Origin of the sequence: Methylobacterium sp. 275MFSha3.1 (genome assembly GCF_900108435.1) — a bacterium.
GTDB lineage: Bacteria > Pseudomonadota > Alphaproteobacteria > Rhizobiales > Beijerinckiaceae > Methylobacterium.
On sequence record NZ_FNWP01000015.1, the window covers coordinates 63,822 to 87,997 of the forward strand.

Below are 24,176 nucleotides of genomic sequence, written 5' to 3' on the forward strand. Positions count from 1 at the left end.
CAGCGAGAAGGGACGATTTCCTCAGACGAAAGCAGGCAACCTCCAGCATAAGGCAGGCTCCCATGGCAGAGGTGATTCGCGTCAGGCCGACTCACGACGGCACCTATACCGTGTATCGCGGGACACTCGCGTTGATATGCGGTCTCACCCGCCTCCAGGCCGAGCGCTACGAAGCAAGTCTCAGCCGACAGCAGCGCGCCGACCTCGCGGTCGCCGGCATCTGAACCGCATCGTTGCCGATCATGGGGCCGGCGCCGCCGTCACGACGGCCGTGCCGGCTCACGCCCTCAGGCTCCGCCCGGCGCGCCGAGGTCGAGCGTGCCGAGATCGCCCACGGTGCCCGACGCGTCGAGGCCCCGCCGACGGGCCGTGACCGAGAACCCCTGGTCCGCCCGGCCGATCTCGAACAGCAGGTAAGAGGCCCGGCGCGACGCGATCGCGCCGTGACCGTCCGCGCGCGCCGAGGCGGAGGGGGCTCCGATGACCGGGACGGTCCGCCCGTCCGGCCCCGCGATCCGGGCAGTGCTGGTGACGTGATTGTGACCGTGCAGGATCAGGTCCGCGCCGGCCCGCCCGATCATCGCGGTGAACGCCGCCGCGTCCTTGAGCTCGCGCCCCGGTGAGGCGCCGCCGGGCTGCGGCGGATGGTGGATCATCACCACACGGAACGGCCGACCGGGCTCGGTGGCCAGGGCGCGGAGCAGGGTCTCGGCCGCGGCGAGCTGCGACGCGCCGAGGCGGCCGGTCGCCACGAAGGGCTTCGTCGGGATCGCGCTGGACAGGCCGACCAGGGCCAGCGGGCCGCGGCGCCGCAGGTACGGGAAGTGGCCCCAGGAGCCCGAATCGTCCCCCGTGTAGCGGCCGCAGGCGGCGAGCAGGCCTTCCAGGGAGCCGCGGACATAGGCGTCGTGGTTGCCCGGCACGAAGCTCACCGCTTCGGGGGATCCGAGGGCTTCCAGGAAGGTGCGGGCGGTCTCCCACTCGCTGGGCAGGCCGATGTTGCACAGGTCGCCCGTGCAGGCGACGTGCGCGGCCTCCTGCGCCTTCAGATCGGTGACCAGGGCCTCCAGCACGGTCATATCGTGGCTGCGCGAGCGCCCTCGCCGCCAGTTGGCGTAGCCGGTGGCGCGCTTGCCGAGGAGCTGGCGGAGGCGCACCGGCCCGAGGGGCCCGACATGCGGATCGCTGAGATGGGCGAGGCGGAAGGTCAACGCCGGTGGTCACCCTCGACACGGGGAAAGGCGCCCCGCATCGCGGGCGCGGCGCGTCCCGTCAAGCGCTTCCGATCAGCATCCCGACCACCAGCACCAGCGCGCCGCCGAGCATGACCTGCAGGGCCGCGCGCCAGAACGGCGTCGCCATGAAGCGCGTGCGGATCGCCGCGATGACCGCGAGCTCCACGATCACCACCAGAACCGCGAGGCTCGTGGCCAGGACGAACGGGTTTGGCCAGCCGGCCGGGAGCGTGTCGGGGATCGCGTAGGGCAGCGTGTGGCCGAGGCCGCCCAGCGTGGTCATCGCCCCGCAGACCAGGCCGCGCAGCCACGGATCGCCACGGCCGGTGACGGCGCCGTCGTCCGACAGGGCCTCGGTGAACCCCATGCTGATGCCGGCCCCGACCGAGGCTGCGAGCCCCACCAGGAAGGTCGCGCCGTTGTGACCCGTGGCGAAGGCCGCCGCGAAGATCGGCGCGAGGGTCGAGACCGAGCCGTCGATCAGGCCGGCAAGGCCGGGCTGCACGTAGCGCAGCACGAAGGCGCGGCGCGCCTCGGCGTGCAGGTCGGCGGCGCTGTCGAGAGCGGCGGCCATGCGAATCTCCTTCTTTGGATCCATTCCAATCTATAGTCTGGAATTGATCTAAACAAGACCCGCTGCCGTGTTTTCGCCGCGCCGCGGGAGCATCCGCGGCATCGGAACGCCCGCCGATCCCGGCGGCCTAACCGTGTGGTTGTGGACGAGGCCGATTGTCTCGTCTCCGGAGCGGGAGCTAGACCATGCGCGGTCGAATTCGATCCGGACCTGATCGGGCGGCGGCACGCCGGCCCGCCCCAAGCGTGACATGAGCCTCGGTAAGCGTCTCCTCCGTAACCCCCCCGTGCAGCGCCTCCTCGGCCGTCTCGCGGCGACCTATCTGCGGCTCGTGCGCCTCACCAACCGCTTCGAGATCCACGCGGGCGAGGCGTCCACGGGCGCGGTGGACGGGTGGATCGACGCGCGCACGCCGCTGATCCTCGGCATGTGGCACGGCCAGCACATCATGATGCCGCTCCTGCGCCGGCCGGGCGACCGCGTGGCGACGATCATCTCGCGGAACCCGGACGGGAACATCAACACCATCGCGCTGGAGCGCTTCGGCGTCCGCGTGATGCGCGCCTCCGGCGCCCGCGGCCGCGGCCGCGCCACCGATCAGCGCGCCAAGGGCGGCGCGGAGGGCTTGCGGGCGATGCTGCGGGCGCTGAAGGCCGGCGAATCAGTGGCCTTCAGCGCCGACGTGCCGAAGGTCTCTCGCCGATGCGATGCCGGGATTCTCACCCTCGCGCGTTTCTCCGGCCGGCCGATCGTCCCGGCGGCCGTGGTGACGAGCCGGCACCTGCGCTTCAGTTCGTGGGACCGGGCCTGCCTCGGGCTGCCCTTCGGCCACGGCGCGATCGTGCTGGGCGACCCGATCTACGTCCCGCGGGACTGCGAGGGCGAGGCGTTCGAGACGCTCCGCCGCTTCGTCGAGGCCGAGATGAACCGGGTCCATGCCCGTGCCTACGCGCTCGTCGGGCGCGCCGACCGGGCGGCGCTCTACCGCGACCAGCTCCCCGAGATCGGGCAGGCGCCGGTGGGAGACCTCGCGTGAGGCGCCCCTCCGTGACCCTGCCGCTGCAGGCCTACCGGGCCGGCCTGCGCATCGGCGAGCCGGCCCTGACCGGCCTGCTCGCGTGGCGCGCGCAGCGCGGCAAGGAGGATCCGCGCCGGCTCCCGGAGCGGCGGGGCCTGCCGGGGCGGGCCCGGCCGGTCGGGCCGCTCGCCTGGATGCACGGCGCGAGCGTCGGCGAGGCCCTGTCGCTGATCGGGCTCGTCAAGGGCATGATCGCCCGCGGCTTCTCGGTCCTCGTCACCACCGGCACGCGCGCGGCCGCCGAGCTGGTCGGCGTCCGCCTGCCCCCGGGCGCGGTGCATCAGTACATGCCCCTGGACGCCCCGCGCTGGGTCGGACGGTTCCTCGATCACTGGCAGCCGGACCTCGCGGTGATCGCCGAGTCGGAGATCTGGCCGAACACGATCCTGGCGCTCGACGAGCGCGAGATCCCGCTGATCCTGGTCAACGGGCGCATGTCGGAGCGCTCGTTCCGGGGCTGGGAGCGCTGCCCGCGCACCGCGAAGGCGCTCCTGGCGCGGATCGCGATCTGCCTCACGCAGACCCAGGAGGACGGCGAGCGCTTCGCCAAGCTCGGCGCGCCGCGGGTGAGCATCGCCGGCAACCTGAAATTCGACGCCTCGGTGCCGCCGGCCGACGCGCAGCAGCTCGCCTATCTGGGATCCATGGTGGCCGGCCGGCCGGTCTGGGTCGCGGCGAGCACGCATTCCGGCGAGGAGGCCATGGTCGCCTACGCGCACGCGATGCTCAAGGCGCAGTTCCCCCAGCTCCTGACCATCATCGCCCCGCGCCACCCGGCCCGGGGGGGCGAGGCCGTCGCCTGCGCGAACGCCGTCGGCCTGCGCAGCGCGCTGCGGTCCACCGGCGGGCGGCCCCATCCCTCGATCGAGGTCTACGTCGCCGACACGATCGGCGAGCTGGGGCTGTTCTACCGCCTCAGCCCCCTGGTGTTCCTCGGCGGCTCCCTGGTTCCGCGGGGCGGCCAGAACCCGATCGAGCCGCTGCGTCTCGAATCGGCGGTGCTGCACGGGCCGCACACCGAGAATTTCGGCATGATCTACCACGCCCTCGACCGCGCCGGCGGCGCCATGCCGGTGCGCGACGGCGTCGAGCTGGCGGCGGTCGCCGCCGAGCTCCTCGGCGACCGGGAGCGCCTCGCCGAAATGGCCCGCGCCGGGCAGCGTGCCCTGGAGCCGTTCGAGGGGGCGGTGGCGCGCACGCTCGCGGTCCTCGACCCGTTCGTGGCGCAGATGAAGCTCCAGCGCCTCGATCGCGGCAGCCCCGCGCGCCCGCTCGCGCGGGCCTGATGCGACCGCCGGCCTTCTGGGCCGCGGGGCCGGATCACCCGGCCGCGCGCGCGCTGGCGCCGGTCGGCGCGGCCTACGGGGCGCTCGTGGCGCGGCGGATGGACCGCCCCGGCGCGCGGGCCGGCTGCCCGGTCCTGTGCCTGGGCAACTTCACCCTCGGCGGTGCCGGCAAGACGCCGGCCGCCCTGGCGGTCGCGGGCCTCGTCGCCGAACTCGGCGCCGCGCCGGCCTTCCTGTCGCGCGGGTACGGCGGCCGGCTCGCGGGCCCGGTGCGGGTCGATCCCGCGCACCACGCCGCCGCCGATGTCGGCGACGAGCCGCTGCTCCTCGCCCGCCTCGCGCCCGCGATCGTCGCCCGCGACCGCCCGGTCGGGGCCGCCCTGTGCCGGAGCCTCGGCGCCGACGTCGTCGTGATGGATGACGGCCTCCAGAACCCGAGCCTCGCCAAGGACCTCAGCCTCGCTGTGGTCGACGGCCCCGCCGGCCTCGGCAACGGCCTGCCGTTCCCGGCGGGGCCGCTGCGCGCGCCGCTCGCCCGGCAGTGGCCGCATGTCGGCGGCCTGATCGTGATCGGCGACGGAGCCGGGGGCGAGGCGGTCGCCCTGGCGGCCGCGCGGCGCGGCCTGCCCGTCCACCGGGCGCGCCTCGTCCCGGAGACGGACGACCTGGCCGGCCGCCGCTGCCTCGCCTTCGCGGGGATCGGCCGCCCGGAGAAGTTCTTCGCGACCCTGGCCGAGGCGGGGGCGGTGATCGTCGGGACGCGCCCCTACCCCGACCATCATTCCTACCGGGCGCGCGAGCTGGCGGCGCTTTCCGAGGCGGCCCGGCGCCTCGACGCCGCGCTCGTCACCACCGAGAAGGACGCGGTGCGCCTGCCGCCGGCCTTCGCGGCGGGCGTGCGGGTGCTGCGCGTCCGCCTCGCGCTCGACGACGCGGCCGCCCTGCGCCGGCAGATCCGCGGCGCGCTCGGCGCGCCGTGACCGTCAGGGGCGGCCGGTTTCCTTGAGCCGCCTGAGGATCGCCTCGGGGGAGACGTAGGCCTCCTGGCGGGCGGCGCTCCAGTAGCGCAGGGCGTCCAGCGGGATCGGCTCGCCGGTCACCGCGCAGCGCACGAAGCTGCCGGGCTTGACCACCCGCATGGTGCCGTCGCCGTACTCGACGACCGCCTCGCCATTGTTCGCGCGCTCGTAACGACCCAGCACGTCCGCCTCCTGCTCGATGGTGCCTTCTACACGATCCGCGCGCGCCGCGATGCCCGCGGGGCTCAGGTCAGCATCGACGGGGTCTCATCCCGCGCCAGCATGGTCCGGGCCGCGGCCGCGTCGACATGCATCCGCTCGACCAGCGCCTCGGCGCTGGCGAACCGCTCCTCGCCGCGGATGTACCCGACGAACTCCACAGCGATGTCCTGCCCGTAGAGATCGCCGGAGAAGTCGAACAGGTAGGTCTCCAGCAACGGTGCGCCGTCGTCGAAGGTCGGGCGGCGGCCGTAGCTCGCCACGCCGTCGCGGAACGCGCCCGAGGCCAGGCGGACCCGCACCGCGTAGATGCCGTGCGCGAGCCCGCAATCGGGCAGCATCACGTTGGCGGTGGGGAAACCCAGCTGGCGGCCGCGCTTGTCGCCGTGGCGGACCGCGCCGAGGACGAACCAGCGGTAGCCGAGCAGCGCGTTGGCGCGGGCGACATCGCCGGCCGCGAGGGCCGCGCGGATCGCGCTCGAGGAGACCGGCTCGGTCTCGCCGCCGAGGGCGACCGGCGCCACGATGCGGCAGCTCATCCCCGCTTCCCGGCACAGGTCGGCCAGGATCACGGGCGTGCCCTCGCGGCCGCGGCCGAAATGGAAATCGTGTCCGACGACCACGCCGGACAGGCCCAGCGCCCCCTTCAGGAAGTCGAGCACGAAGGCGCGGGCGCCGGTCTCGGCCAGGACCCCGTCGAAGCGGCGCACGATCAGCCCGTCGAGGCCGAGATGCGCGAACACGATCTCCTTGGCGGCGAGGCCGGTCAGCCGGAACATGGGCGCGTCGGGCAAGAAGTAGGCCCGCGGGTGCGGCTCGAAGGTCAGGATCGCGGCCGGCCGGCCGGCCGCGCGGGCGGCGGCGCGCACGCTGTCGACGAGCATCCGGTGCCCGAGATGGACGCCGTCGAAGTTGCCGATCGCCGCCACGGCCCCGGCCAGGGCCGGCGGGACGGGGGCGTCGGCGCGGCAGATCGTGAAGGGTCGCGCGGCCGTGTCGTCGCCTGTGGCCATCGGTTCGGGTCGAGTGCTCGGAAGGGTCGGATAGGGTCGCCTGACATGTCCGCGAGGGGCCCGACGCGGCCGGACCCTGCCGAAAGGCGCCCGGAGGGTCAAGCGAGGCGACGCCGCGCGGGCGGCCATGCGCCGCCCGCGCCGATTAACGGCTTCGCAATGCGCATGCCCTATTTGAAATGCTGTGCGGCGCAGCTAAATTGCAGCGTTAGCGAAGCGTTAATCTATCCGGGAGCCGCCGCGGCTTCCCGCCGGGCAATACGGAGCAGTTGTTCGATGGCTCTCGACCTGAGCATGCCGATCCTCGTTGTCGACGATTACCAGACGATGGTCCGCATTATTCGCAATCTACTGAAGCAGCTCGGCTTCGAGGAGGTCGACGACGCTTCCGACGGGACCGAGGCGCTCGCACGACTGAAGGGTCGCAAGTACGGGCTCGTCATCTCCGACTGGAACATGGAGCCGATGACCGGCTACGAGCTGCTCCGTCACGTGCGCGCCGACGAAAATCTTCGGACGACGCCGTTCATCATGGTGACGGCCGAATCGAAGACCGAGAACGTGATCGCGGCCAAGAAGGCCGGCGTGAACAACTACATCGTCAAGCCCTTCAACGCGGCCACGCTGAAGTCGAAGATCGAGGCGGTCTGCGGCAGCTGACCGGCCTCCCGTCTTCGACCACCGCGCGTCCGGACGGATCGCTCCCGCGCCGCCGGACGCCGAGACGTGGCGTGGCCGGCGAGGACGGCCACAGATCCGAGGAGGAGAGCATGTCGTCAGCCGCCGCACGGCAGACCGATCTGCGGCTTCGCGAGCCGCAGACCGTGATCTCCGAGCTGATCGAGATCGCGGATTACATCGCCCATCTCCGCGAGGAGATCGGGGCGCTGCGCGCGAACGAGATGAGTCGCGACCGGATCCCCATGGCGCACGAGGAGCTCGGCAGCGTCGTGGAGGCGACCGCCGGCGCCACCAACACCATCATGGAGGCCGCCGAGGCGATGCTCGGTCTGCCCGACGGGCCGGGCTACCGCGACGCGGTCGAGGAGCGGATCAACACGATCTTCGAGGCCTGCGCGTTCCAGGACATCACCGGCCAGCGGATCGCCAAGGTGGTCGAGTCGCTGCGCCTGTTCGAGCAGCGCCTCGCCCGCTTCGTCGGCGCCGTGAAGGCCCGCGACGCGGCCTCCATGGATCCCGCCGAGCGTGCCCGGCGGACCCGGGCCGAGGACCTCATGCTGAACGGCCCGCAGGCCGTGGACGCCACGCCCTCCCAGGACGACATCGACGCGCTGTTCGCCTGACGCGATCCGGGCCGGCGGGGGACCGGTTGTCTGAGGAAGGATCGCCGGCGCGACGGTCGACTCGGCGCCGGCCTGCCGGCTAGATCGCCTTCCGGACCCGCCGCATGCGGGGCGGGCGGAGGCCGCGGCAGAGATGACGGCGCAGTTCTGGTCCGAGCTGACCACCGAAGACTTCACCCAACGGGACATGGGTCGCGCGATCGCCGTCCTGCCGGTGGCCGCCGTCGAGCAGCACGGTCCCCACCTCCCCCTCGCGACCGACACCGTGATCGCCGAGGGTTACCTCGCCCGGGTGCGCGACGGCGTGCCGGCGGATCTCGACGTGCTGCTGCTGCCAGTCCAGCCGGTGGGCAAGTCCGACGAGCACGACGCGTTTCCCGGCACACTCTCCCTGGATACCGGGACGGCGCTGGCCGCCTGGACGGGGATCGGCGCGGCCGTCCACCGCGCCGGCTGCCGCAAGCTGGTGATCGTCACGAGCCACGGCGGCAACAGCGCGCTCATCGATCTCGTGGCGGGCGAGCTGCGCGCCCGGTTCGGCATGGTCGCGGTCACGACATCCTGGGCGCGGTTCGGCTATCCCGAGGGTCTGTTCCCGGCGGACGAGATCGCCCACGGCATCCACGCCGGCGGCATCGAGACGGCGCTGATGCTGGCCCTGCGGCCGGACCTCGTCCGGACCGACCGAGTCGCGGATTTCCCGCCGCGCACGCTGTCGATGATCCGCGACTTCACCCACCTGCGCGCCGGCCGCCCCGCCGCCTTCGCGTGGAAGGCCGGCGATCTCCAGGCTTCGGGCGCCATGGGCGACGCGCGGCTCGGCACGGCCGAGGCGGGCCGCGCGGCGCTCGACCACGGCGCCCGGGCCTTCGTCGCCCTGCTGCGCGACGTCGACGCCTTCGAGCTCGCGCCCCCGGTGTAACCGCCGCCGCGCCGCCGCCGAAGGAGACGGTACGCCGGGTCCGAACCGCCGGCGTGCGGGAGTTCCGGCCATGCGCCCTGCCCTCTTGATCGCCGCCGCCCTGCTGTGCGGCAGCCTCTACCCGGCCGCCGCGGCGGAGCGCCCCGTCGTCGTCGAGCTGTTCACCTCGCAGAGCTGCTCCTCCTGCCCGCCCGCGGAGGCGCTGATCGGCCGCCTCGCCCGCGAGCCGGCGGGGGCGCAGGGCGATGTCCTGCCGCTCGCGTTCCACGTCACCTACTGGAACCATCTCGACTGGCGCGATCGCTACGCCCTGCCGGCCGCCACCGCCCGCCAGGAGGCCTACGCGGCCCGTCTCGGCGGACCCACCTACACGCCGCAGGCGGTGATCGACGGGCAGGTCGGGCTGGTCGGCTCCGACGAGGCCGGCCTGCGCGCCGCGATCGCGCGCGCCCGGCAGGCCGGGCCCGGCATTCCCGTGACGCTGGCCCGCGACGGCGAGCAGGTCGTCGCGCAGATCGGTGCCGGGGCCGGCGGCGCCGCGGGCCGCGTCCTCCTGATCGGGTACGATCCGAGCCACACCACCCGCGTGCTGCGCGGCGAGAATGCCGGGCGCACCATCGAGCAGGCCAACATCGTCCGGTCGGTGCGCGACCTCGGGCGCTGGTCCGGCTCCGCCGCGACCTTCGCGTCGGCGCGTCCCGAGGGCGAGACGGCGGCCCTGCTGCTCCAATCCGAGGACGGGCGGATCCTGGGCGCCGCGCGCCTCGCCGCGTCTCCCGCAACGTCGCCCGCCGCGACGGTCCGGGAGGCCGTGCGATGATCCTCGCCGTCCCGGGCGGGATGCCCGCGCGCGGCTGGGTGCTGGCGTCGGGATCGGACCGTGGGTTAGACACGCCGCGTGCCGGGGGACGGAACGACGGCGGAGCCCGGATGGCGCTCGAACAGGAACTGGTGACCCTGATGGCGGCGGCCCAGAGCGGCGACGCGGCCGCCTATCGCGCGCTGCTGAAGGCCTGTCTGCCCGTGGTCTCGGCGATCGCGCGGGCGCAGGGCGTGCGCGGCGAGGCGGTGGACGACGTCGTGCAGGACGCGCTGATGACCGTCCACCGGGCTCGGGCGAGCTACGATCCGGCCCGGCCGTTCCTGCCCTGGCTGCGCGCCATCACCCAGCGGCGGGCGATCGACCGGCTGCGCCGCGCCGGGCGGCGCCCGCGGGAGGTCAACGACCCGCTGGCCTACGAGGCGGAGGTCGATCCGGGGCCGGCCCCCGGCCACGGGCTGGAGGCGCGGGACCGGGCCGCCGCCCTGGCCAGGGCGGTGGCGGCCCTGCCCGACGGCCAGCGGCAGGCGGTCGAGCACCTGGGCCTGCGCGAGCTGTCGCTCGACGAGACCGCCGCCCTTACCGGCCGCAGCAAGGGGGCCCTCAAGGTGAACCTGCACCGGGCGCTGAAGGCGCTCCGGGCCAGCCTGACGCAGGAGCGGGAGTGATGCCCGGAGAGGGGAGCAACTGGGCCGGCGGCGACCTGTCCCGCCACGAGCGGCTGGTCGAGGAACTCGCGGTCGGGCTCGAACCCGTGCGGCCGCTGCCGGCCCCGGAGGCCCGCGCGGCCCTCTGGCTCGGCGTGGCGCTGGTGCTCGGCGTGGTCCTCGCCGCCTGGGTCGGGACCGGCGGCTTCATGCTGCGCATGCATGTGCCGGATCTGGCCCTCGCGGCGGTGGGCGCGGTGCTGACGGCGATCACGGCCGCCTACGCGGCCTTCGCCACCAGCGTGCCGGGACGGTCCGGCCGCTGGGCGCTGCTGCCGCTGCCGCCCCTCGCCCTCTGGGTCGGGGCGAGCGGCCTGGGCTGCCTGCGCGACTGGATCGCGCCGGGGGCCGACCTGCCCGGCGAGCACGCGATCACGGGCTGCTTCAGCTTCCTGATCTGCGTCTCGGTGCCGCTGTCCGTGCTGATCGTCGTGATGCTGCGGCGCGCCTGCCCGCTGCGGCCGAACCTCACGGCCGCTCTCGGGGGGCTGGCGGTGGCGGCAGCGGCGGCGACGCTGCTGATGCCGGTCCACCCGCACGACGCCACCGCCACGGACCTGCTGTTCCACGCGGCGGCGGTCGCCATCGTGATCGCGGCGAACGGATTGGCCGGAGGCCGGCTGCTCGGCCGGCACGCCGGGGCCGGCTAGGGCGTACCGACCGAGGCTCGCGAACTCGGCCGATCGCTCGAGGGGACGTCCGGTGCGGTCGCTTCACACCGCGCCGGGATCGAGGCCCGGCCAAGCCACGATCCGGTCCGGCAACTCGTCCTCCGAGAATTCCTCCTCGTTGCCGGCGAGCCGGCCGCGGACCGAGATGCCCGCCTCGTGCACGCTCGCGGCCCGGCCCGAGACCAGGGGGTGCCACGGGTAGAGCGGCTGCCCGTCGCGCACGAGCCGGTACGCGCAGGTCGGCGGCAGCCAGGCGATCGACCGCACCGCCTCCGGCGTCAGGCGCACGCAGTCGGGCACCCGCTTCTGCCGCCGCGCGTAGTCGCGGCACCGGCAGGTGAGGCCGTCGAGCAGGGTGCACCCGATATCGGTGTGGTGGACCTCGCCGGTATCCTCGTCCTCGAGCTTCATCAGGCAGCACCGGCCGCAGCCGTCGCACAGGCTCTCCCACTCGGACGGGGTCATGGCTTCGAGCGTCTTGGTCCGCCAGAACGGCTCGACCGCCCCGCGGCGCGGCGCCTCGGGCTTGGGCATCGGGAAAGTCTCTCGGATGGGAAGCCGCCTCTCTGCCCGAGGCGCGGCACCGCTGCAAGCGTGGCAGCCGAGTGTCGCCGACGCCTGCCCTGCGATTGCCATGCGACCGGATCGCCCCGTCGTGCGTTAAGGCCAAGCTCGTCCGCGGCGAATCACGAGCCTGCGCAGAGCCTCGCCGCCGGTTCCGGATCCTGCTATGGACGTCGGATGCCGTGCGGTGGCGCCGGCGCAGGGTTCGTGTCCGCGGCGCGGGCGCCCGACCATCCGCCGCCAGGATCCGCCGCAGAGGCGCTCGACAAGCCGGGTTCGACATCGTGCGCCTGCCGACGTTCACCGAGATCAAGGTCCGCCTCGAACGCGCCGCCCTCGCCTTCGACGCCTGGGTCAACGCGAGCCTGTACGACGGCGGCCAGTCCACGGGTCAGGCCTACGAGCGCTTCCAGCGCGTCATGAGCCGCTTCGCGGTGCGCGGCTGGAAGCGCGTCGCCCTCGACCTGACGAGCGAGGGAGTGACGATCGGGACCGGCGGCGCCATCCTGATGCTCGCGCTGGCGCAGCCGGCCTTCCAGCTCACCAGCGAGAACTGGCTGAAGCAGCAGGATCTCGCCGTCACCTTCCTCGACCGCTACGGCACCGAGGTCGGGCGGCGCGGCATCAAGCACGACGACTCGCTGAAGCTCGACGACTTTCCCGACATCATGATCAAGGCGCTGGTCTCCACCGAGGACCGGCGCTTCTACGAGCACTGGGGCATCGACCCGATCGGCACGCTGCGGGCGCTGGTGAACAATTCCCGCGGCGGCAGCGGGACGCAGGGCGGGTCCTCGATCACCCAGCAGCTCGCCAAGAACCTGTTCCTGACGAACGAGCGCTCGCTGGAGCGGAAGGTCAACGAGGCCTTCCTGGCCCTGTGGCTCGAGAGCCATCTCACCAAGAACGAGATCCTGAAGCTCTACCTCGACCGCGCCTACATGGGCGGCGGCACCTTCGGCGCGGTGGCGGCGGCGGACTACTACTTCGGGAAGCCGCTCAAGGACATCAGCCTCGCGGAGGCCGCCATGCTGGCGGGCCTGTTCAAGGCGCCGACCAAGTACGCCCCGCACGTCAACCTGCCGGCGGCCCGCGCCCGGGCGGCGGACGTGCTGCACAACATGGTGGAGGCGGGCTTCGTCACCGAGGGCCAGATCCAGACGGCGCTCCGAAACCCGGCGACGCCGGTGACCCGCACCCGCGACATCACCGCCGACTACTACCTCGACTGGGCCTTCGGCGAGATCAAGGCGATGGCCGACGCGGGCAAGCTGCGCAACGACCGCGTGCTGACCGTGAAGACGCCGCTGGACCTCGCGATCCAGAAGCGGGCCGACGAGGCGGTGGCCGACATCCTGCGCAAATCCGGCGACGCCTACGACGTGGACGAGGCCGCCATGGTGATCCTCGATCCCGATGGGGCGCTGCGCGCCATGGTGGGCGGCGCGGATTACGGCGAGAGCCAGTTCAACCGCGCCACCGACGCGCTGCGCCAGCCCGGCTCCTCGTTCAAGCCCTACGTCTACTCGGCCGCGCTCGCCTCCGGGCTGTTCAAGCCCGACACGACGGTGGTCGACAGCCCCGTCTGCATCGGCAACTGGTGCCCGCAGAATTACGGCCGCTCCTATGCCGGCCGGGTGCCGATGTGGCTCGCGGTGGCGAAGTCGATCAACACGATCCCGATCAAGATCTCGATCGCGCTGGGCAAGGCCATGGGCATCTCCCACGAGGCCAAGGCCGCCAAGGCGGGCCGCGCGAAGATCACGGAACTCGCGCACAAGATGGGCATCACCTCGAACCTGATCGATACGGTCTCGATGCCGATCGGCTCGGACGAGGTGACGGTCATCGACCAGGCGGCGGGCTACGCGGTGTTCGCCAACGGCGGCTTCCGCGCCAAGCCCTACGCGGCCATCGAGGTGAAGAACTCGTCCGGCGAGGTGATCTACCGCCACGCCGACGAGGCGCCCGAGCGGGTTCTCTCGCCCCAGGTCGTGGCGGACATGAACTTCATGCTCAACAAGGTGGTCGAGGAGGGCACCGGCAAGCGGGCCCAGCTCGAGGGCGTGAAGGTGGCGGGCAAGTCCGGCACGACGAACGCCTACCGGGACGCGTGGTTCGTCGGCTACACCGGCAATTACGTCGGCGCCGTCTGGTTCGGCAACGACGACCACACCTCGACCAACAAGCTCACCGGCGGCTCCCTCCCGGCCCAGCTCTGGCACGACGTCATGGAGCCGGCCCACCAGGGCATCGAGATCAAGGGCCTGCCCGGCCTGAAGGAGAGCCCGCGCGCCGCCCAGCAGCAGGCCTCCGGCGGCCCGACCGCGCCGACCGATCCCAATGCCAGCGCCTACGGCAAGCTCTCGCGCCGCTCCTTCGAGGTGATCAGCGGCCTCAACGGCCTGTTCCGCACCGTCGAGCGCGCGCCCGGCTCGGCCGCGGACGCGCCTGCCGGCGCCGGAAGCGCGCCGAGGACCGGCCGGAAGCCCGGCGATCGGGCGGCGGCGCCGCCGTCGGGTCAGCTGCGCGAGGTCGCCGAGGGCGCCCGCCCGGTCGGCGGCTTCACCGAGGTGCGGTGAGCGCATGAAGCTCACGATCCCCGAGGCGCTCGGCCGGACCTCCGTGTTCGCCGGCGCCCCACGCAACGGCGCTGCGCGCTTCGTCCTGCGCCTCTGGCGCAAGAGCTCGATCGCCGGCCTCGCCGCCTACACCCTTGCGCTGGGCGCCGTCCTGGGACTCGCCAGCGCCGACTGGGCCACGAGCGGCGGCTACCCGTTCGGCGGCGTGCAGGTCGGAGCCTGGACCGCGTGGCCGCGGGCCGGCGCGGCGAATGCCGATCCCTACACCCGCGCCGTCAACGCGCGCCGCGGCGAGATCCCTCTGGCGGTCGGTGAGGGCCTGCTTCTGACCGCGGCGGTCGACGATTCCGGTCAGGCGCTCGACGCGACCTGCACGTACCGGATCGGGGGCGCGACGCCGCCCGCCCGCGCCTGGACCGTCACGGTCGCCGGGCGCGGCGCGCGCGAACCCGGCCGCGCGCCGCTGCGCGAGGGCTTCACCTCCACGGAAGTGCTGCGCACGGCCGACGGGCGCTTCACGATCACGCTCGCGCCGGATGTCCAGCCGGGCAACTGGCTCCCGAGCCCGCGGGCGAGCGGGCCGGTCCGCCTCGCCCTGCGCCTGTACGATACGCCGGTCGCCGCCAGCGTCGGGTCCCTCGACCGAAGTGCCGTGCCGGCCATCACCCGCGTGGGGTGCGCCCCGTGAGCCTGCGCTTCGTCTACGCCACGCTGATCGGCCTCGTGCTCGCCGGGATCGTCCACATCGCGGCGGTCCTGGCGATCCCCGCCCTGTCGGAGGCCGACGCGGTCTCGCGCGCCCGCACCAGCGAGAACCTGGACCATCCGCAATCGATCTACGCGGTCGCGACCGGCGACGACCCCTCCCCGCCCGAGGCGTGGCTGCCGATCCCGGATCCGGCGGTCGCCGTGGGCGTCTGCGCCTACAACCTCGCGGACGGGCCCATGCGCGTCTCGGCCCGCACCGGTCCGCTGTCGCTCTCGCTCGCCGCGCATGCCCGCCGCGGGGCGTTCTACGCGGTGACCGATCAGGCCGCGGTCCGCGGGGCCCTGGATCTCGTGATCCTGACCCGGGCGCAGTACGACGAGGCGCTGGCCGACGACGACGAGAACGATCCGAGCCGCGACGTGCGCATCGTCGCGCCCGACGCGCGCGGCTTTGTGGTGGTGCGGGTGATCGCCGGTCTCCCGAGCCAGAGGCCCGCCGCCAACGCCGCCGTCCAGGCCGTCTCCTGCACCACCGACACGCCGACGGACGATGCGTCCGCGGGTAAGGACACGCCCGGCAAGGACGCGTCGGGCAAGGATGTGTCGGGCAAGGGAGCGGGACGCTGAGCGAGGACGCCGCACGGGTCCGCGGCGCCGGTCGGCCGGTGCCGAGCCCCCGCGGCCCCGCCTTGTCCCGGGTGGCGGAGCCGGCCTCGCCGACGCGATGACCGCAGCCGCCGCGACGATGCCGTCCTCGGCCGCCGGGATCACGCGATCCGCCCTCGATCTGATCGGCAACACGCCGCTCGTCGCCCTCGACCGCGTCCATCCCGGTCCGGGCCGCATCCTCGCGAAGGCCGAGTTCATGCAGCCCGGCGGCAGCGTCAAGGACCGCGCCGCCCGCGCCATCCTGCTGGCCGCGCGCGCGGACGGCCGCCTCGCCGCGGGGGCGCCCGTGGTGGAGATGACCAGCGGCAACATGGGGGCCGGCCTCGCGGTGGCCTGCGCGGCCCTGGGGCACCCGCTCGTGGTCACGATGTCGGCCGGGAACAGTCTCCAGCGCGTGCGGATGCTCGAGGCGCTCGGTGCCGAGGTCGTGCGGGTGCCGCAGGTGGACGGCGTCCCGGGGCAGGTCACCGGCGCCGACGTGCGGGCGGCCGCGGACGCGGCGGAGCGCGTCGCGACCGAGCGGGGCGGCTTCTACATCGACCAGTTCCATGCGCCGGAGGGCGTGCGCGCGCATCGCGACACGACCGGACCAGAGATCTGGGCGCAATCGTCCGGCCGGGTCGATGCCTGGGTGGCGGCCGTGGGCACGGGCGCGACCTTCCTCGGCGTGGCCGCGGCCCTGCGCGCGCGCAACCCGTCCCTGTTCTGCGCCGCGGTCGAGCCGGCGGGCTGTCAGCCCCTCGGCGGATCGCCGGTCACGAAGCACCGGCACCTGATCCAGGGCACCGGCTACGGCAGCGTCCCGCCGCACTGGACGGCCGGCCTGATGGACCTGTCCATCCCGGTGACCGACGCGGCGGCCGAGGAGTGGCGGCGGGCCCTGGCGACGCGGGAGGGCCTGCACGTCGGCTACTCGGCGGCGGCCAACGTCGCGGCGACGGTCGCGCTGCTGTCGTCCGGGCGCCTCCCCAGCGACGCGACCGCCGTGACCGTCCTCTGCGACACCGGACTGAAGTACTAGGGCCGGCGGTGTCCGGCCTCCGGCCATCCGCGCGGCACGACCCTCATCCTCGGGCGGCCTCGAGCGCTCAGTATTTCACCACCAGCGGCGCGGCCTGCGCCACCGGCGGCGGGGGCGGCAGCGGAAGCGGCCCGAGGCCGCACCGGGCCGCGGCGTCCGGCGGCAGGAGCGGGTCGAGCAGGTTGCGGCGCGCGGCCAGCATCAGGATGGACCGCTCGGCCGAGACCGATTCCGGCGCCGGCGCGGCCGCGAACAGGTGCTCCAGCGCGAACCGGTAGCGGGCGAGCCGCAGGCCGGCCTCGAAGCGCACCCAGGCGATCAGGCAGCGGTTCTCGGCGACCCGCTGGACGGCATCCCGCACGGCGGCGTCGTCGAGGGTCTTGGCGAAGGGCAGGCTGCGCAGGCGAGCGGCATCCGCGTCGATGACGCGGGCGGCCAGCGCCACGAAGAGCGGGATCAGCCGCGCGTCGGCGGTCGCGTCGTCGCTGAGCTTCCGGTAGCGGGAGACCGGGGAGCGGGACGGCTCCGCCGTCAGGGCCTCGTAATAGGCGCCGACTTCCTCGTAGCGCCACGTCGGCGGGAGCGCGTGGGCGCTGGCGAGGCCGAACACCGTGTCCTGGAAGGCCGCGAAGTTGCTGGCCGGCGCGACGAACCGCCACGCGCGGTCGCGCAGGGTCAGTTCGTCGTCGGTGAGGCCGGAATCGAGCAGGAGGCGCCCGCGATCCCGGGTGCTGAAGCTGCCCGTCGTGTCGATGAGCCCGTTCCAGACCCCCGTGCGCGGCCTGCCGAAATCGCCGCTCTGGGTGCAGGCCGCGAGCAGGGCGAGCGCGGCGCCGGCAGGGGCGAGGCGCATCGCGGTGCGCGCGCGGTCGGGCTGCCGGCGATCCGGGGCTGACATGGGAGAACCGTCGGTGGTGTCGCGCGGCCGGGCTGACATGCGCGGGGACGTCCTCAGGACGCGAGGCGCTCGTAGCGCACGCCGAGGAACAGGAGGATCTCGCCGCGCCGCTCGCCGGAGCGCGGGATCCGGCAGGTCCGCCGCGCCTCCGCGCCCGGGAACGGGATCAGGGTGGCGGACGGGGCCTGCGCGGCTCTGCGCGCCGGATCGGCGACGGGCTTCGACGAACGGGCTTCGCCGGTCTCCAGCGGCTTGATGAGGGTCATGGTCTCCGGCTCCTGTCGGCGGTCCGAGCATCTGGCCCGGGCCCTTCGGAGGGCGTCGGCAAGGGCTACCGAAACAATCCAGCACGACGTGGTTAACGGAGTCTTTCCGGGCTCCGGCCGGGAATCGCGATGCCGGCGGAAGTTGGCGCGTGAATTGCCTGGGTGTTCGCGCCCATGGCGGGCGTTTCCTCCCTTCGACTTGAGGCCCTGTCCGATCCGGACGGGGCCTTCTTATGTGCGGACGGCCTCGCCGGGCGGCGGCGCTGTGCGACCCGCGCGCCACACCGCGGCGAAGCGTGGCCGCGACGTTGCCGCGCGGAACCCGTCGGGACCCTCGGCGCTTGCCTACCGCCCGGCCCGACCGATATGCCGGGCACGGGCGATGGCGGGACCGCCGTGTCGGCTCTCCGCCCGATCGAGATTGAGGACACCGCTGAATGCGACTGGTTCCGGAACGATCCCTGCGCGCCTTCCGCCGCCGCGGCTTGGCTACTGCGGCGCTGGCGCTGTTCGCGCTGACCGCCGGCCCCGCCTACGCCCAGCGGGAGGATCAGGGCCTGCAGCTCGGCTGCGCGAACGACTATTTCCGCCTCTGCGCGGGCGTCGATCCGAACAGCCAGGACGCGGATCGCTGCATGATGCGCAACCGCAAGCGCCTGTCCCCGGAATGCCGGGCGGCGATCGGCGACTACGACAAGCGCACGGGCAGCAAGTCCCTGTCCGACGATTGAGACGGGACCCGGTCGAGTTGCCCGCCGTTGGCGAGGGGCGTTTGGTATGAGCCTGACCGTCGCGGTCCAGATGGACCCGATCCAGAATATCCGGATCGCGGGTGACACCACCTTCGCCCTGCTGCTGGAGGCCCAGCGGCGGGGGCACGCGCTCGTCTACTACACGCCCGACCGGCTCTCGATGCAGGGCCGGCGCGTGACGGCCCGCGTCGAGCGGCTGAGAGTGCAGGACGTCGAGGGCGCGCACTTCACCCTGGCGCCGCCGGAGCGGATCGACCTCGCCGAGGCGGACGTGGTGCTGATGCGCCAGGACCCGCCCTTCGACATGGCCTACATCACGGCCACCCACATGCTCGAGCGGATCCATCCGGAGACCCTCGTGGTCAACGATCCCTTCGAGGTGCGCAACGCGCCCGAGAAGCTGTTCGTCCTCGACTTCCCCGAGCTGATGCCGCCGACGCTGATCAGCCGCGACAAGGCGGAGATCGAGGCCTTCCGGCTGGAGCACGGGACCGTGGCGATGAAGCCGCTGCACGGGCACGGCGGCGCGGCCGTGTTCAAGGTCACCGAGAAAGACCCGAATTTCGGCTCGATGTTCGACCTGTTCGCCACGACCTTCCGGGAGGCCTGGGTCGTGCAGCGCTACCTCGACCGGGTCACCGAGGGCGACAAGCGCATCATCCTGGTCGACGGCGTCCCGATGGGGGCGGTCAACCGCGTGCCGGCCGCGAACGACATCCGCTCCAACATGGTGCGCGGTGGCGCCGCCTCCGCCTCCGAGCTCACCGACCGCGAGCGCGAGATCTGCGCCACGATCGGCCCGGAACTGGCGCGGCGGGGCCTGATCCTGGTGGGCATCGACGTGATCGACGGGCACCTCACCGAGATCAACGTCACCTCCCCCACCGGCATCCGGGCGATCCAGCGGCTCGGGGGCCCCGACCTGTCGGTCGCGGTCTGGGACGCGATCGAGGCCCGGATCGCGGCGCGCAAGGGCGTCTGACGGGGCGCGCTCAGGTCTCCGCGCGCGGGGTCGCGCTGAGTTCGGCCCAGTCGAATTCCTCCTCCAGCAGGTAGTAGGCGTCGTCGCCGATCCGCCCCTGGCGGCGCAGGGCGAGCACCGCGTCGCGGGCGGCCTCGACGGCGCGCCGCCGCGCGGCATCCGCCGGCAGGCTCTCCGGCGCCAAGCCCTCGTCGTGCGCCTCGGCCTCCGCGAGGGCCGCGCGGAACTCGGCGCGCAGGGCGTCGGTCGCCGGCTCGTTCTCGGCGTCGGCGAGGCTCTCCAGGGCGGCCTCGTAGGCCGCCGCGCGGGCCCAACCGGTCTCCCGGCCCACCGGATCATCGTCCTCCAGCCGCAGACGGGCGAGCAGTGGCCGCAGGGTCAGGCCCTGGATAATCAGGGTGCCGAGCACCGTGACGAAGGCGGTGACCACCACGAGATCCCGGTGCGGGAACTCGGCGGGCAGCGCCAGGGCGGCCGCCACGGTGACGATCCCGCGCATGCCCGCCCACGACAGGGCGATCCCCGGGCCCAGCCGCGCCGGGGCGCCGGCCTGCCGGAGGCCGAACCCGCGGATCCCTGTGGTCGGCATCACCCAGGCGAGGCGGGTCAGGACCACGGTGGCGAAGGTCGCGCCCGCGAGGATCAGCGCCTGCCACGCGTCCGCGCCGCTCAACCGATCCCGGATCGGGTCGATCTGGATGCCGATCAGCACGAAGGCCAGGACGTTGAGCACGAACACCGCCGTGTCCCAGACCGCGTAGGAGATCACCCGGGCGCGGGGCGCGGTGACGCCGGGTGCCCGGCGGGCGACCGTCACCGCGAAGGTCACGATGGTCAGGACCCCCGACAGCTCCAGCCGCTCCGCGGCGAGCCAGATCCCGAAGGCGGCGACGAACTGGAGCACGATCGCGCTCGCCGGATCGGTCACGCGCCGGGTCACGGCCACGAACAGCAGGCCGAGGCAGGGGCCGACGACGAGGCTCGCGACCACGCCCAGGAGGAAGGCCGGCGCCACCTCCGCCGGGTGGAAGGTGCCGGCCATCGCGGCCGTCACGCCGAGTCGGTAGATCAGCAGTGAGGCCGCGTCGTTGAGCAGGCTCTCGCCGCGCAGGATCGTGGCGAGCCGGTGCGGCATCGGCGCGTGCTTGAGCACCGCCAGCGCCGCCACGGCGTCGGGCGGCGCGACCACGGCGCCGAGCACGATGCAGGCGGAGAGCGGCATGTCCGGCACGACGAGCCGCGCCACGACCGCGACCGCGACAGTCGTCACCGCCACGGCCCCGACCGCGAGCCCGAGCACAGCGCGCCAGTTCTCCTTCAGGTCCCGCACCGAGGCATCGAACCCGGCATCGAGCAGGACCGGGGCCAGGAACAGGGCGAGCGCCAGTTCGGGATCGAGCCGCAGGTTCGGGACGCCGGGCACGAAGGCGAGGCCGACGCCGCCCAGCGCCAGGAAGGCGGGATACGGCGCACCGAGCCGGCGCGCGACGCCGGCCAGGAGGACGGCGCCGAACAGGACGCCGACGACCCACTCGAAAATCAACATGCTGCTGAAAGAGGCGGAGGCCCGGGAGCGTTCCGGGTGCCGCGGTCGCAGGCCGGCTCAGTACTGCACGGTCGCGCGCAGGCCGAGCACCGCCGCGTTGCGCAGCCGGCGCCCGTCCGGACCGGCGATTCCGGCACCCGGCCGGATGACGTACTGCGCGTCGGGCTGCACCGTGAAGCCCGGCACGACCACCGCCTGGTAGGTCGCCTCGATCACCGCCTCGGCGCGGCGGCGCGGCATCGGCATGCCGGTGTAGAGGATCGTGTCCCGGTCGGCCCGCTGGGCGTCGTCGCCGATGCGAGCGTAGGCGAAGCTGAGTCCGATGGTGTCGTCGTCGCGCCCCTCGAACAGGCCCTTGTAGGCGAGGCCGGTATCCACGTAGGCGTCGATCAGGCTCGAACGCGTGGGCGACCACGCCGCGCGCACGAAGAAGCCCAGGCCCTCGTCGTCCTTGCCGGATTCCCGGTAGAGGGTCTGGTCGTAGATCGCGTAGAGGCCGGCATTGCCTCGCACCGGCCGGCCGATCCCGGTGGCGTTCGGGTCGGCCAGCGGCACGCCGGTGATGTCGAAGCGCAGGCTGTCGAACCGGCCGAAATGCCGCCAGCCGCCGAGGGTGATGTCCCCGGGCAATCCCCGGGCGCCGGGCGCGATGTTGTACGCGTAGGTGGCCTCGGCGATGACCAGGGCCGGATCGCGCAAGCGGAAATTCGTGCCCGTCCGGTCGAGGCGCTGCGCCTCCGGATCCCGACCGGGGCGGTTCGCGCCGGCCGGATCGCCGTCGTAGAGGCCGACCTGCAGGGAGAAGCCGTTGCCCGGCACGTACTTGGCCCGGATCGCCGGCGCCGCGAGCGGGTAGGCCGGGCCGCCGCTCGGCAGGTCGAGCCCGGTGATGGCCGGCCAGCCGAAGGTCGAGTTCACGAACAGGGTCGCGGTCTGGCTGACGAAGAACTCGGTATCGGCGGCCTGCTGGCCGATCCGGATCCCGAGCTTTCCGTCCATCAGGCTCTGGTCGAGCCAGAGAACGTAGAGCCGCGTCGACGGCAGCGCCTCGATGACGCTCGTCGTGAGCAGGTTGCCGACGTAGTAGCGCGACAGGCCGGTGCCGTGGATGAAGTAGGCGTTGGCGTGGACCGTCGCGCCCTGCCAGCCCGCGAGCTTGTCGAGGTCGAGGTTGAGGCGCAGGTTGAGGCGGTCCTCGACGATCGCGCCCTGCCGCAGGCCGCCGACCGGGTTGCCGAGCACGTCGACGATGTAGGTCAGGCTGTACTCGATGCCCCGCTCCTTCAGAACCGGGCGGATCCCCAGCGGATCGCCGAGCGGGCCGAGCGAGGGTTCGACCGAGCGGACGTAGCCGCCGGAGGCTTGGCTGGTGGTCTCCGGCTGGGAGACCGAGACGCGCGGATCGGCGCCCGCGCCCTCGAAGACCGAGGGCACGTGCTGCTGGGCCGCGGCGGGCACGGCCGAGAGGGCCAGGGCAAACGAGGCTATGAGCTTCCGGACCATGGGCCGCTTGTCGGCGACAGTACGGGCCGCAGAATAGCACGGCGTGCTGGTCGAACACGCTCGACCTTTGCAGGAGCCGCGCGCTCGCCTAACCCTGCGGCCGGTACACCACAGGACCGTCGATGCCCGAGACCCCCGTCTTCACGTCCGCCGCCGTCGCCGCGCCCCACAGCCTCGCCGCCCAGGCGGGGCAGACTGTCCTGGCGCAGGGCGGCAACGCCATCGAGGCGATGGTGGCGATGGCCGCCTCCATCGCGGTGGTCTACCCGCATATGAACGGCATCGGCGGTGACGGCTTCTGGCTGGTGCGCGAGCGCGGCGGGCGGGTGCGCGGCATCGAGGCCTGCGGCCCGGCCGGGCGCCTCGCCACGATCCCGCGCTACCGCGAGAAGGGCTACGACGCGATCCCCGCCCGCGGCCCCGACGCGATGGTGACGATCGCCGGCGCGGTGGGCGGTTGGCGCCTCGCCCTGGAGTTGGCGCGGGCGCTGGGCGGCCGCCTCCCGCTGGAGACCCTGCTGGCCGACGCGATCGCGCAGGCGCGGGCCGGCGTCCCGGTCTCCCCGTCGGAGGCGCGCTACGTGCCCCAGGAACTCGACACCCTCCACGACGCCCCGAACTTCGCGCGGACGTTCCTGAAGGACGGCAAGCCGTTCCCGGCCGGCGAGACCCGGAGCCTCCCGCTGCTCGCCGCCACCCTGGAGCAGCTCGCCCATGCGGGCCTCGGCGACTTCTACCGCGGCGATATCGGCCGGGAGATCGCCGCCGACCTGGAGCGCCTCGGCGCGCCGGTCACCCGGGCGGATCTGGAATCCTTCGCGGCGGTCGAGCGGGCGCCCCTGTCGATCCGCCGCCGCGACGCGACGCTCTACAACTTCCCGCCGCCGACCCAGGGGCTCTCGGCGCTCCTGATCCTCGGGATCTTCGACCGTCTCAACATCGCCGAGCCCGAGACCACGGCCCATTACCACGGGCTGATCGAGGCGACGAAGCGGGCCTTCGCGATCCGCGACCGGGTGGTCACCGATTTCGCCCGCCTGCGGCACGATCCCGCCACCTTCCTGACCCCGGACCGGCTCGCCCGCGAGGCCGCGCTCGTCGACATGGGCCGCGCCGCCCGGGTGCCCCTGCCCGATCCCGGTCACGGCGACACGGTCTGGATGGGCGCCATCGACAAGGACGGCCTCGCCGTCTCCTACATCCAGTCGGTCTACTGGGAGTACGGCTCTGGCACGGTCCTGCCCGCCACCGGCATCTGCTGGCAGAACCGGGGCATGTCGTTCTCCCTCGACCCGAAGGCCGTGAATCCCCTGGAGCCGGGCCGGCGCCCCTTCCACACGCTGATCCCGGCGCTCGCCGCCTTCGACGACGGGCGGGTGATGAGCTACGGCAGCATGGGCGGCGACGGGCAGCCGCAGTTCCAGGCCCAGATCTTCACCCGCTACGCCGATTACGGGATGTCGGTGGCGGACGCGGTCGACGCGCCGCGCCTGCTCTACGGGCGCACCTGGGGCGCGCCCTCCCTCAGCGTGAAGGTGGAGGATCGGTTCGATCCGGCCTGCATCGCGGCCCTCGGCCGACTCGGCCACGAGATCGAGGAACTCGGCGGCTCCTACATCGACTCGCTCGGCCATGCCGGCATGCTGGTCCGCCATCCCCGGAACGGGCGGATCGAGGCGACCCACGACCCGCGCTCGGACGGCGGCGCGCTGGGGCTCTGAGACCGTTTCCGATCGACCCTTCGGCGGCCGTCGCGCCGTTCGTCATCACGCGCACAGCGCAGTGACCCAGGGCAGCGGGACGCCCCGGATCGTCGCGCGGGCTGGATCGCTTCGCT

Annotated in this window: 25 protein-coding genes and 1 pseudogene; 17 read left to right on the forward strand and 9 right to left on the reverse strand. The window is 73.3% G+C overall.

Features of this window, described 5'->3' with window-relative positions:
- Window positions 1-62: 62 nt before the first annotated feature.
- Window positions 63-224 (forward strand): hypothetical protein, encoded by a 162-nt coding sequence (locus BLW78_RS31415; protein WP_012317896.1) that lies wholly within the window; start codon window positions 63-65, stop codon window positions 222-224.
- A 63-nt stretch (window positions 225-287) separates the two neighbouring features.
- Here the strand turns inward: BLW78_RS31415 and BLW78_RS18520 are convergent, their stop codons facing one another.
- Together BLW78_RS18520 and BLW78_RS18525 are read right to left on the reverse strand one after the other, a co-directional pair.
- Window positions 288-1,211, reverse strand: coding sequence for a metallophosphoesterase family protein (locus BLW78_RS18520; protein ID WP_042674390.1), 924 nt, complete (start codon window positions 1,209-1,211; stop codon window positions 288-290).
- A 61-nt stretch (window positions 1,212-1,272) separates the two neighbouring features.
- Window positions 1,273-1,764, reverse strand: a pseudogene (locus tag BLW78_RS18525) (VIT1/CCC1 transporter family protein); the annotation flags it as partial.
- 295 nt (window positions 1,765-2,059) lie between these two features.
- On the opposite strand from BLW78_RS18525, the gene BLW78_RS18530 reads away from it, so the two are divergent.
- From BLW78_RS18530 to lpxK, 3 genes are read left to right on the forward strand one after another with little or no spacing between them, the layout of a single operon-like run.
- Window positions 2,060-2,845 (forward strand): lysophospholipid acyltransferase family protein, encoded by a 786-nt coding sequence (locus BLW78_RS18530; RefSeq protein WP_091681287.1) that lies wholly within the window; start codon window positions 2,060-2,062, stop codon window positions 2,843-2,845.
- Window positions 2,842-4,173, forward strand: coding sequence for a 3-deoxy-D-manno-octulosonic acid transferase (locus tag BLW78_RS18535; protein ID WP_091681289.1), 1,332 nt, complete (start codon window positions 2,842-2,844; stop codon window positions 4,171-4,173). Before BLW78_RS18530 ends, BLW78_RS18535 begins: the two co-directional genes overlap by 4 nt.
- On the forward strand, window positions 4,173-5,153 hold the full coding sequence (lpxK, locus tag BLW78_RS18540; RefSeq protein ID WP_091681291.1) for a tetraacyldisaccharide 4'-kinase: 981 nt from the start codon (window positions 4,173-4,175) through the stop codon (window positions 5,151-5,153). The genes BLW78_RS18535 and lpxK overlap by 1 nt, the downstream gene beginning before the upstream one ends.
- A gap of 3 nt (window positions 5,154-5,156) precedes the next feature.
- On the opposite strand, the gene BLW78_RS18545 is transcribed toward lpxK, so the two are convergent.
- On the reverse strand, window positions 5,157-5,375 hold the full coding sequence (locus BLW78_RS18545; RefSeq protein WP_020093695.1) for a DUF2093 domain-containing protein: 219 nt from the start codon (window positions 5,373-5,375) through the stop codon (window positions 5,157-5,159).
- A gap of 62 nt (window positions 5,376-5,437) precedes the next feature.
- Entirely contained in the window at window positions 5,438-6,424 is a 987-nt protein-coding gene (locus BLW78_RS18550) for a bifunctional riboflavin kinase/FAD synthetase (RefSeq protein WP_091681293.1), read from the reverse strand.
- Between the two features lie 276 nt (window positions 6,425-6,700).
- Between BLW78_RS18550 and BLW78_RS18555 the strand changes: the two genes are divergently transcribed.
- From BLW78_RS18555 to BLW78_RS18580, 6 genes are all read left to right on the forward strand, one after another.
- Complete coding sequence (locus tag BLW78_RS18555) at window positions 6,701-7,084, forward strand: response regulator (RefSeq protein ID WP_012317888.1); 384 nt, start codon at window positions 6,701-6,703, stop codon at window positions 7,082-7,084.
- A 110-nt stretch (window positions 7,085-7,194) separates the two neighbouring features.
- On the forward strand, window positions 7,195-7,728 hold the full coding sequence (locus BLW78_RS18560; protein ID WP_020093693.1) for a protein phosphatase CheZ: 534 nt from the start codon (window positions 7,195-7,197) through the stop codon (window positions 7,726-7,728).
- Between the two features lie 133 nt (window positions 7,729-7,861).
- Window positions 7,862-8,650: a creatininase family protein gene (locus BLW78_RS18565; protein ID WP_091681294.1), complete on the forward strand. Its 789-nt coding sequence runs from the start codon at window positions 7,862-7,864 to the stop codon at window positions 8,648-8,650.
- Window positions 8,651-8,720: 70 nt separating this feature from the next.
- On the forward strand, window positions 8,721-9,470 hold the full coding sequence (locus BLW78_RS18570; protein WP_091681296.1) for a DUF1223 domain-containing protein: 750 nt from the start codon (window positions 8,721-8,723) through the stop codon (window positions 9,468-9,470).
- 110 nt (window positions 9,471-9,580) lie between these two features.
- Window positions 9,581-10,138, forward strand: a complete 558-nt coding sequence (locus tag BLW78_RS18575; protein WP_091681298.1) for an RNA polymerase sigma factor — start codon at window positions 9,581-9,583, stop codon at window positions 10,136-10,138.
- Window positions 10,138-10,827: an NrsF family protein gene (locus tag BLW78_RS18580; protein WP_091681300.1), complete on the forward strand. Its 690-nt coding sequence runs from the start codon at window positions 10,138-10,140 to the stop codon at window positions 10,825-10,827. Before BLW78_RS18575 ends, BLW78_RS18580 begins: the two co-directional genes overlap by 1 nt.
- Before the next feature lie 63 nt (window positions 10,828-10,890).
- On the opposite strand, the gene BLW78_RS18585 is transcribed toward BLW78_RS18580, so the two are convergent.
- Window positions 10,891-11,382 (reverse strand): YcgN family cysteine cluster protein, encoded by a 492-nt coding sequence (locus tag BLW78_RS18585; RefSeq protein WP_020093688.1) that lies wholly within the window; start codon window positions 11,380-11,382, stop codon window positions 10,891-10,893.
- 314 nt (window positions 11,383-11,696) lie between these two features.
- Between BLW78_RS18585 and BLW78_RS18590 the strand changes: the two genes are divergently transcribed.
- The 4 genes from BLW78_RS18590 to BLW78_RS18605 all read left to right on the forward strand — a co-directional run bounded on the left by BLW78_RS18590 (window position 11,697) and on the right by BLW78_RS18605 (window position 16,392).
- The gene (locus BLW78_RS18590; protein ID WP_020093687.1) at window positions 11,697-13,994 is read left to right on the forward strand and encodes a transglycosylase domain-containing protein; all 2,298 of its coding nucleotides are present in this window, start codon (window positions 11,697-11,699) and stop codon (window positions 13,992-13,994) included.
- Between the two features lie 4 nt (window positions 13,995-13,998).
- A complete protein-coding gene (locus BLW78_RS18595; RefSeq protein WP_020093686.1) occupies window positions 13,999-14,682 on the forward strand; it encodes a DUF1214 domain-containing protein in 684 nt (227 codons plus the stop codon).
- Window positions 14,670-15,329, forward strand: a complete 660-nt coding sequence (locus tag BLW78_RS18600; RefSeq protein ID WP_091681302.1) for a DUF1254 domain-containing protein — start codon at window positions 14,670-14,672, stop codon at window positions 15,327-15,329. The genes BLW78_RS18595 and BLW78_RS18600 overlap by 13 nt, the downstream gene beginning before the upstream one ends.
- Before the next feature lie 97 nt (window positions 15,330-15,426).
- On the forward strand, window positions 15,427-16,392 hold the full coding sequence (locus BLW78_RS18605) for a PLP-dependent cysteine synthase family protein (RefSeq protein ID WP_091681304.1): 966 nt from the start codon (window positions 15,427-15,429) through the stop codon (window positions 16,390-16,392).
- Window positions 16,393-16,459: 67 nt separating this feature from the next.
- Here BLW78_RS18605 and BLW78_RS18610 read toward each other — a convergent pair whose 3' ends face one another.
- Window positions 16,460-17,290: a hypothetical protein gene (locus BLW78_RS18610; RefSeq protein WP_170855183.1), complete on the reverse strand. Its 831-nt coding sequence runs from the start codon at window positions 17,288-17,290 to the stop codon at window positions 16,460-16,462.
- A 53-nt stretch (window positions 17,291-17,343) separates the two neighbouring features.
- Window positions 17,344-17,556 carry a hypothetical protein gene (locus tag BLW78_RS18615; protein WP_042674087.1) on the reverse strand — a complete coding sequence of 71 codons (213 nt, stop codon included), beginning with the start codon at window positions 17,554-17,556 and terminating at the stop codon, window positions 17,344-17,346.
- Window positions 17,557-17,993: 437 nt separating this feature from the next.
- Here BLW78_RS18615 and BLW78_RS18620 point away from each other — a divergent pair, with 437 nt between their 5' ends.
- Window positions 17,994-18,287, forward strand: a complete 294-nt coding sequence (locus tag BLW78_RS18620) for a hypothetical protein (protein ID WP_020093681.1) — start codon at window positions 17,994-17,996, stop codon at window positions 18,285-18,287.
- 46 nt (window positions 18,288-18,333) lie between these two features.
- Window positions 18,334-19,290, forward strand: a complete 957-nt coding sequence (gene gshB / locus BLW78_RS18625; RefSeq protein WP_020093680.1) for a glutathione synthase — start codon at window positions 18,334-18,336, stop codon at window positions 19,288-19,290.
- Window positions 19,291-19,300: 10 nt separating this feature from the next.
- Here gshB and BLW78_RS18630 read toward each other — a convergent pair whose 3' ends face one another.
- Window positions 19,301-20,836, reverse strand: coding sequence for a cation:proton antiporter (locus BLW78_RS18630; protein ID WP_042674088.1), 1,536 nt, complete (start codon window positions 20,834-20,836; stop codon window positions 19,301-19,303).
- 57 nt (window positions 20,837-20,893) lie between these two features.
- Entirely contained in the window at window positions 20,894-22,339 is a 1,446-nt protein-coding gene (locus tag BLW78_RS18635; RefSeq protein ID WP_091681308.1) for a carbohydrate porin, read from the reverse strand.
- Window positions 22,340-22,461: 122 nt separating this feature from the next.
- Between BLW78_RS18635 and BLW78_RS18640 the strand changes: the two genes are divergently transcribed.
- Complete coding sequence (locus BLW78_RS18640; protein ID WP_091681309.1) at window positions 22,462-24,060, forward strand: gamma-glutamyltransferase family protein; 1,599 nt, start codon at window positions 22,462-22,464, stop codon at window positions 24,058-24,060.
- The last annotated feature ends 116 nt before the right edge of the window (window positions 24,061-24,176 follow it).

Coding starts and splice junctions, on each gene's coding strand:
- BLW78_RS31415 (WP_012317896.1), top strand. CDS start 63: ATGGCAGAGGTGATTCGCGTCAGGCCGACTCACGACGGCACCTATACC.
- BLW78_RS18530 (WP_091681287.1), top strand. CDS start 2,060: ATGAGCCTCGGTAAGCGTCTCCTCCGTAACCCCCCCGTGCAGCGCCTC.
- lpxK (WP_091681291.1), top strand. CDS start 4,173: ATGCGACCGCCGGCCTTCTGGGCCGCGGGGCCGGATCACCCGGCCGCG.
- BLW78_RS18550 (WP_091681293.1), bottom strand. CDS start 6,424: ATGGCCACAGGCGACGACACGGCCGCGCGACCCTTCACGATCTGCCGC.
- BLW78_RS18555 (WP_012317888.1), top strand. CDS start 6,701: ATGGCTCTCGACCTGAGCATGCCGATCCTCGTTGTCGACGATTACCAG.
- BLW78_RS18560 (WP_020093693.1), top strand. CDS start 7,195: ATGTCGTCAGCCGCCGCACGGCAGACCGATCTGCGGCTTCGCGAGCCG.
- BLW78_RS18565 (WP_091681294.1), top strand. CDS start 7,862: ATGACGGCGCAGTTCTGGTCCGAGCTGACCACCGAAGACTTCACCCAA.
- BLW78_RS18570 (WP_091681296.1), top strand. CDS start 8,721: ATGCGCCCTGCCCTCTTGATCGCCGCCGCCCTGCTGTGCGGCAGCCTC.
- BLW78_RS18575 (WP_091681298.1), top strand. CDS start 9,581: ATGGCGCTCGAACAGGAACTGGTGACCCTGATGGCGGCGGCCCAGAGC.
- BLW78_RS18580 (WP_091681300.1), top strand. CDS start 10,138: ATGCCCGGAGAGGGGAGCAACTGGGCCGGCGGCGACCTGTCCCGCCAC.
- BLW78_RS18585 (WP_020093688.1), bottom strand. CDS start 11,382: ATGCCCAAGCCCGAGGCGCCGCGCCGCGGGGCGGTCGAGCCGTTCTGG.
- BLW78_RS18595 (WP_020093686.1), top strand. CDS start 13,999: ATGAAGCTCACGATCCCCGAGGCGCTCGGCCGGACCTCCGTGTTCGCC.
- BLW78_RS18605 (WP_091681304.1), top strand. CDS start 15,427: ATGACCGCAGCCGCCGCGACGATGCCGTCCTCGGCCGCCGGGATCACG.
- BLW78_RS18610 (WP_170855183.1), bottom strand. CDS start 17,290: ATGTCAGCCCCGGATCGCCGGCAGCCCGACCGCGCGCGCACCGCGATG.
- BLW78_RS18615 (WP_042674087.1), bottom strand. CDS start 17,556: ATGACCCTCATCAAGCCGCTGGAGACCGGCGAAGCCCGTTCGTCGAAG.
- BLW78_RS18620 (WP_020093681.1), top strand. CDS start 17,994: ATGCGACTGGTTCCGGAACGATCCCTGCGCGCCTTCCGCCGCCGCGGC.
- gshB (WP_020093680.1), top strand. CDS start 18,334: ATGAGCCTGACCGTCGCGGTCCAGATGGACCCGATCCAGAATATCCGG.
- BLW78_RS18630 (WP_042674088.1), bottom strand. CDS start 20,836: ATGTTGATTTTCGAGTGGGTCGTCGGCGTCCTGTTCGGCGCCGTCCTC.
- BLW78_RS18635 (WP_091681308.1), bottom strand. CDS start 22,339: ATGGTCCGGAAGCTCATAGCCTCGTTTGCCCTGGCCCTCTCGGCCGTG.
- BLW78_RS18640 (WP_091681309.1), top strand. CDS start 22,462: ATGCCCGAGACCCCCGTCTTCACGTCCGCCGCCGTCGCCGCGCCCCAC.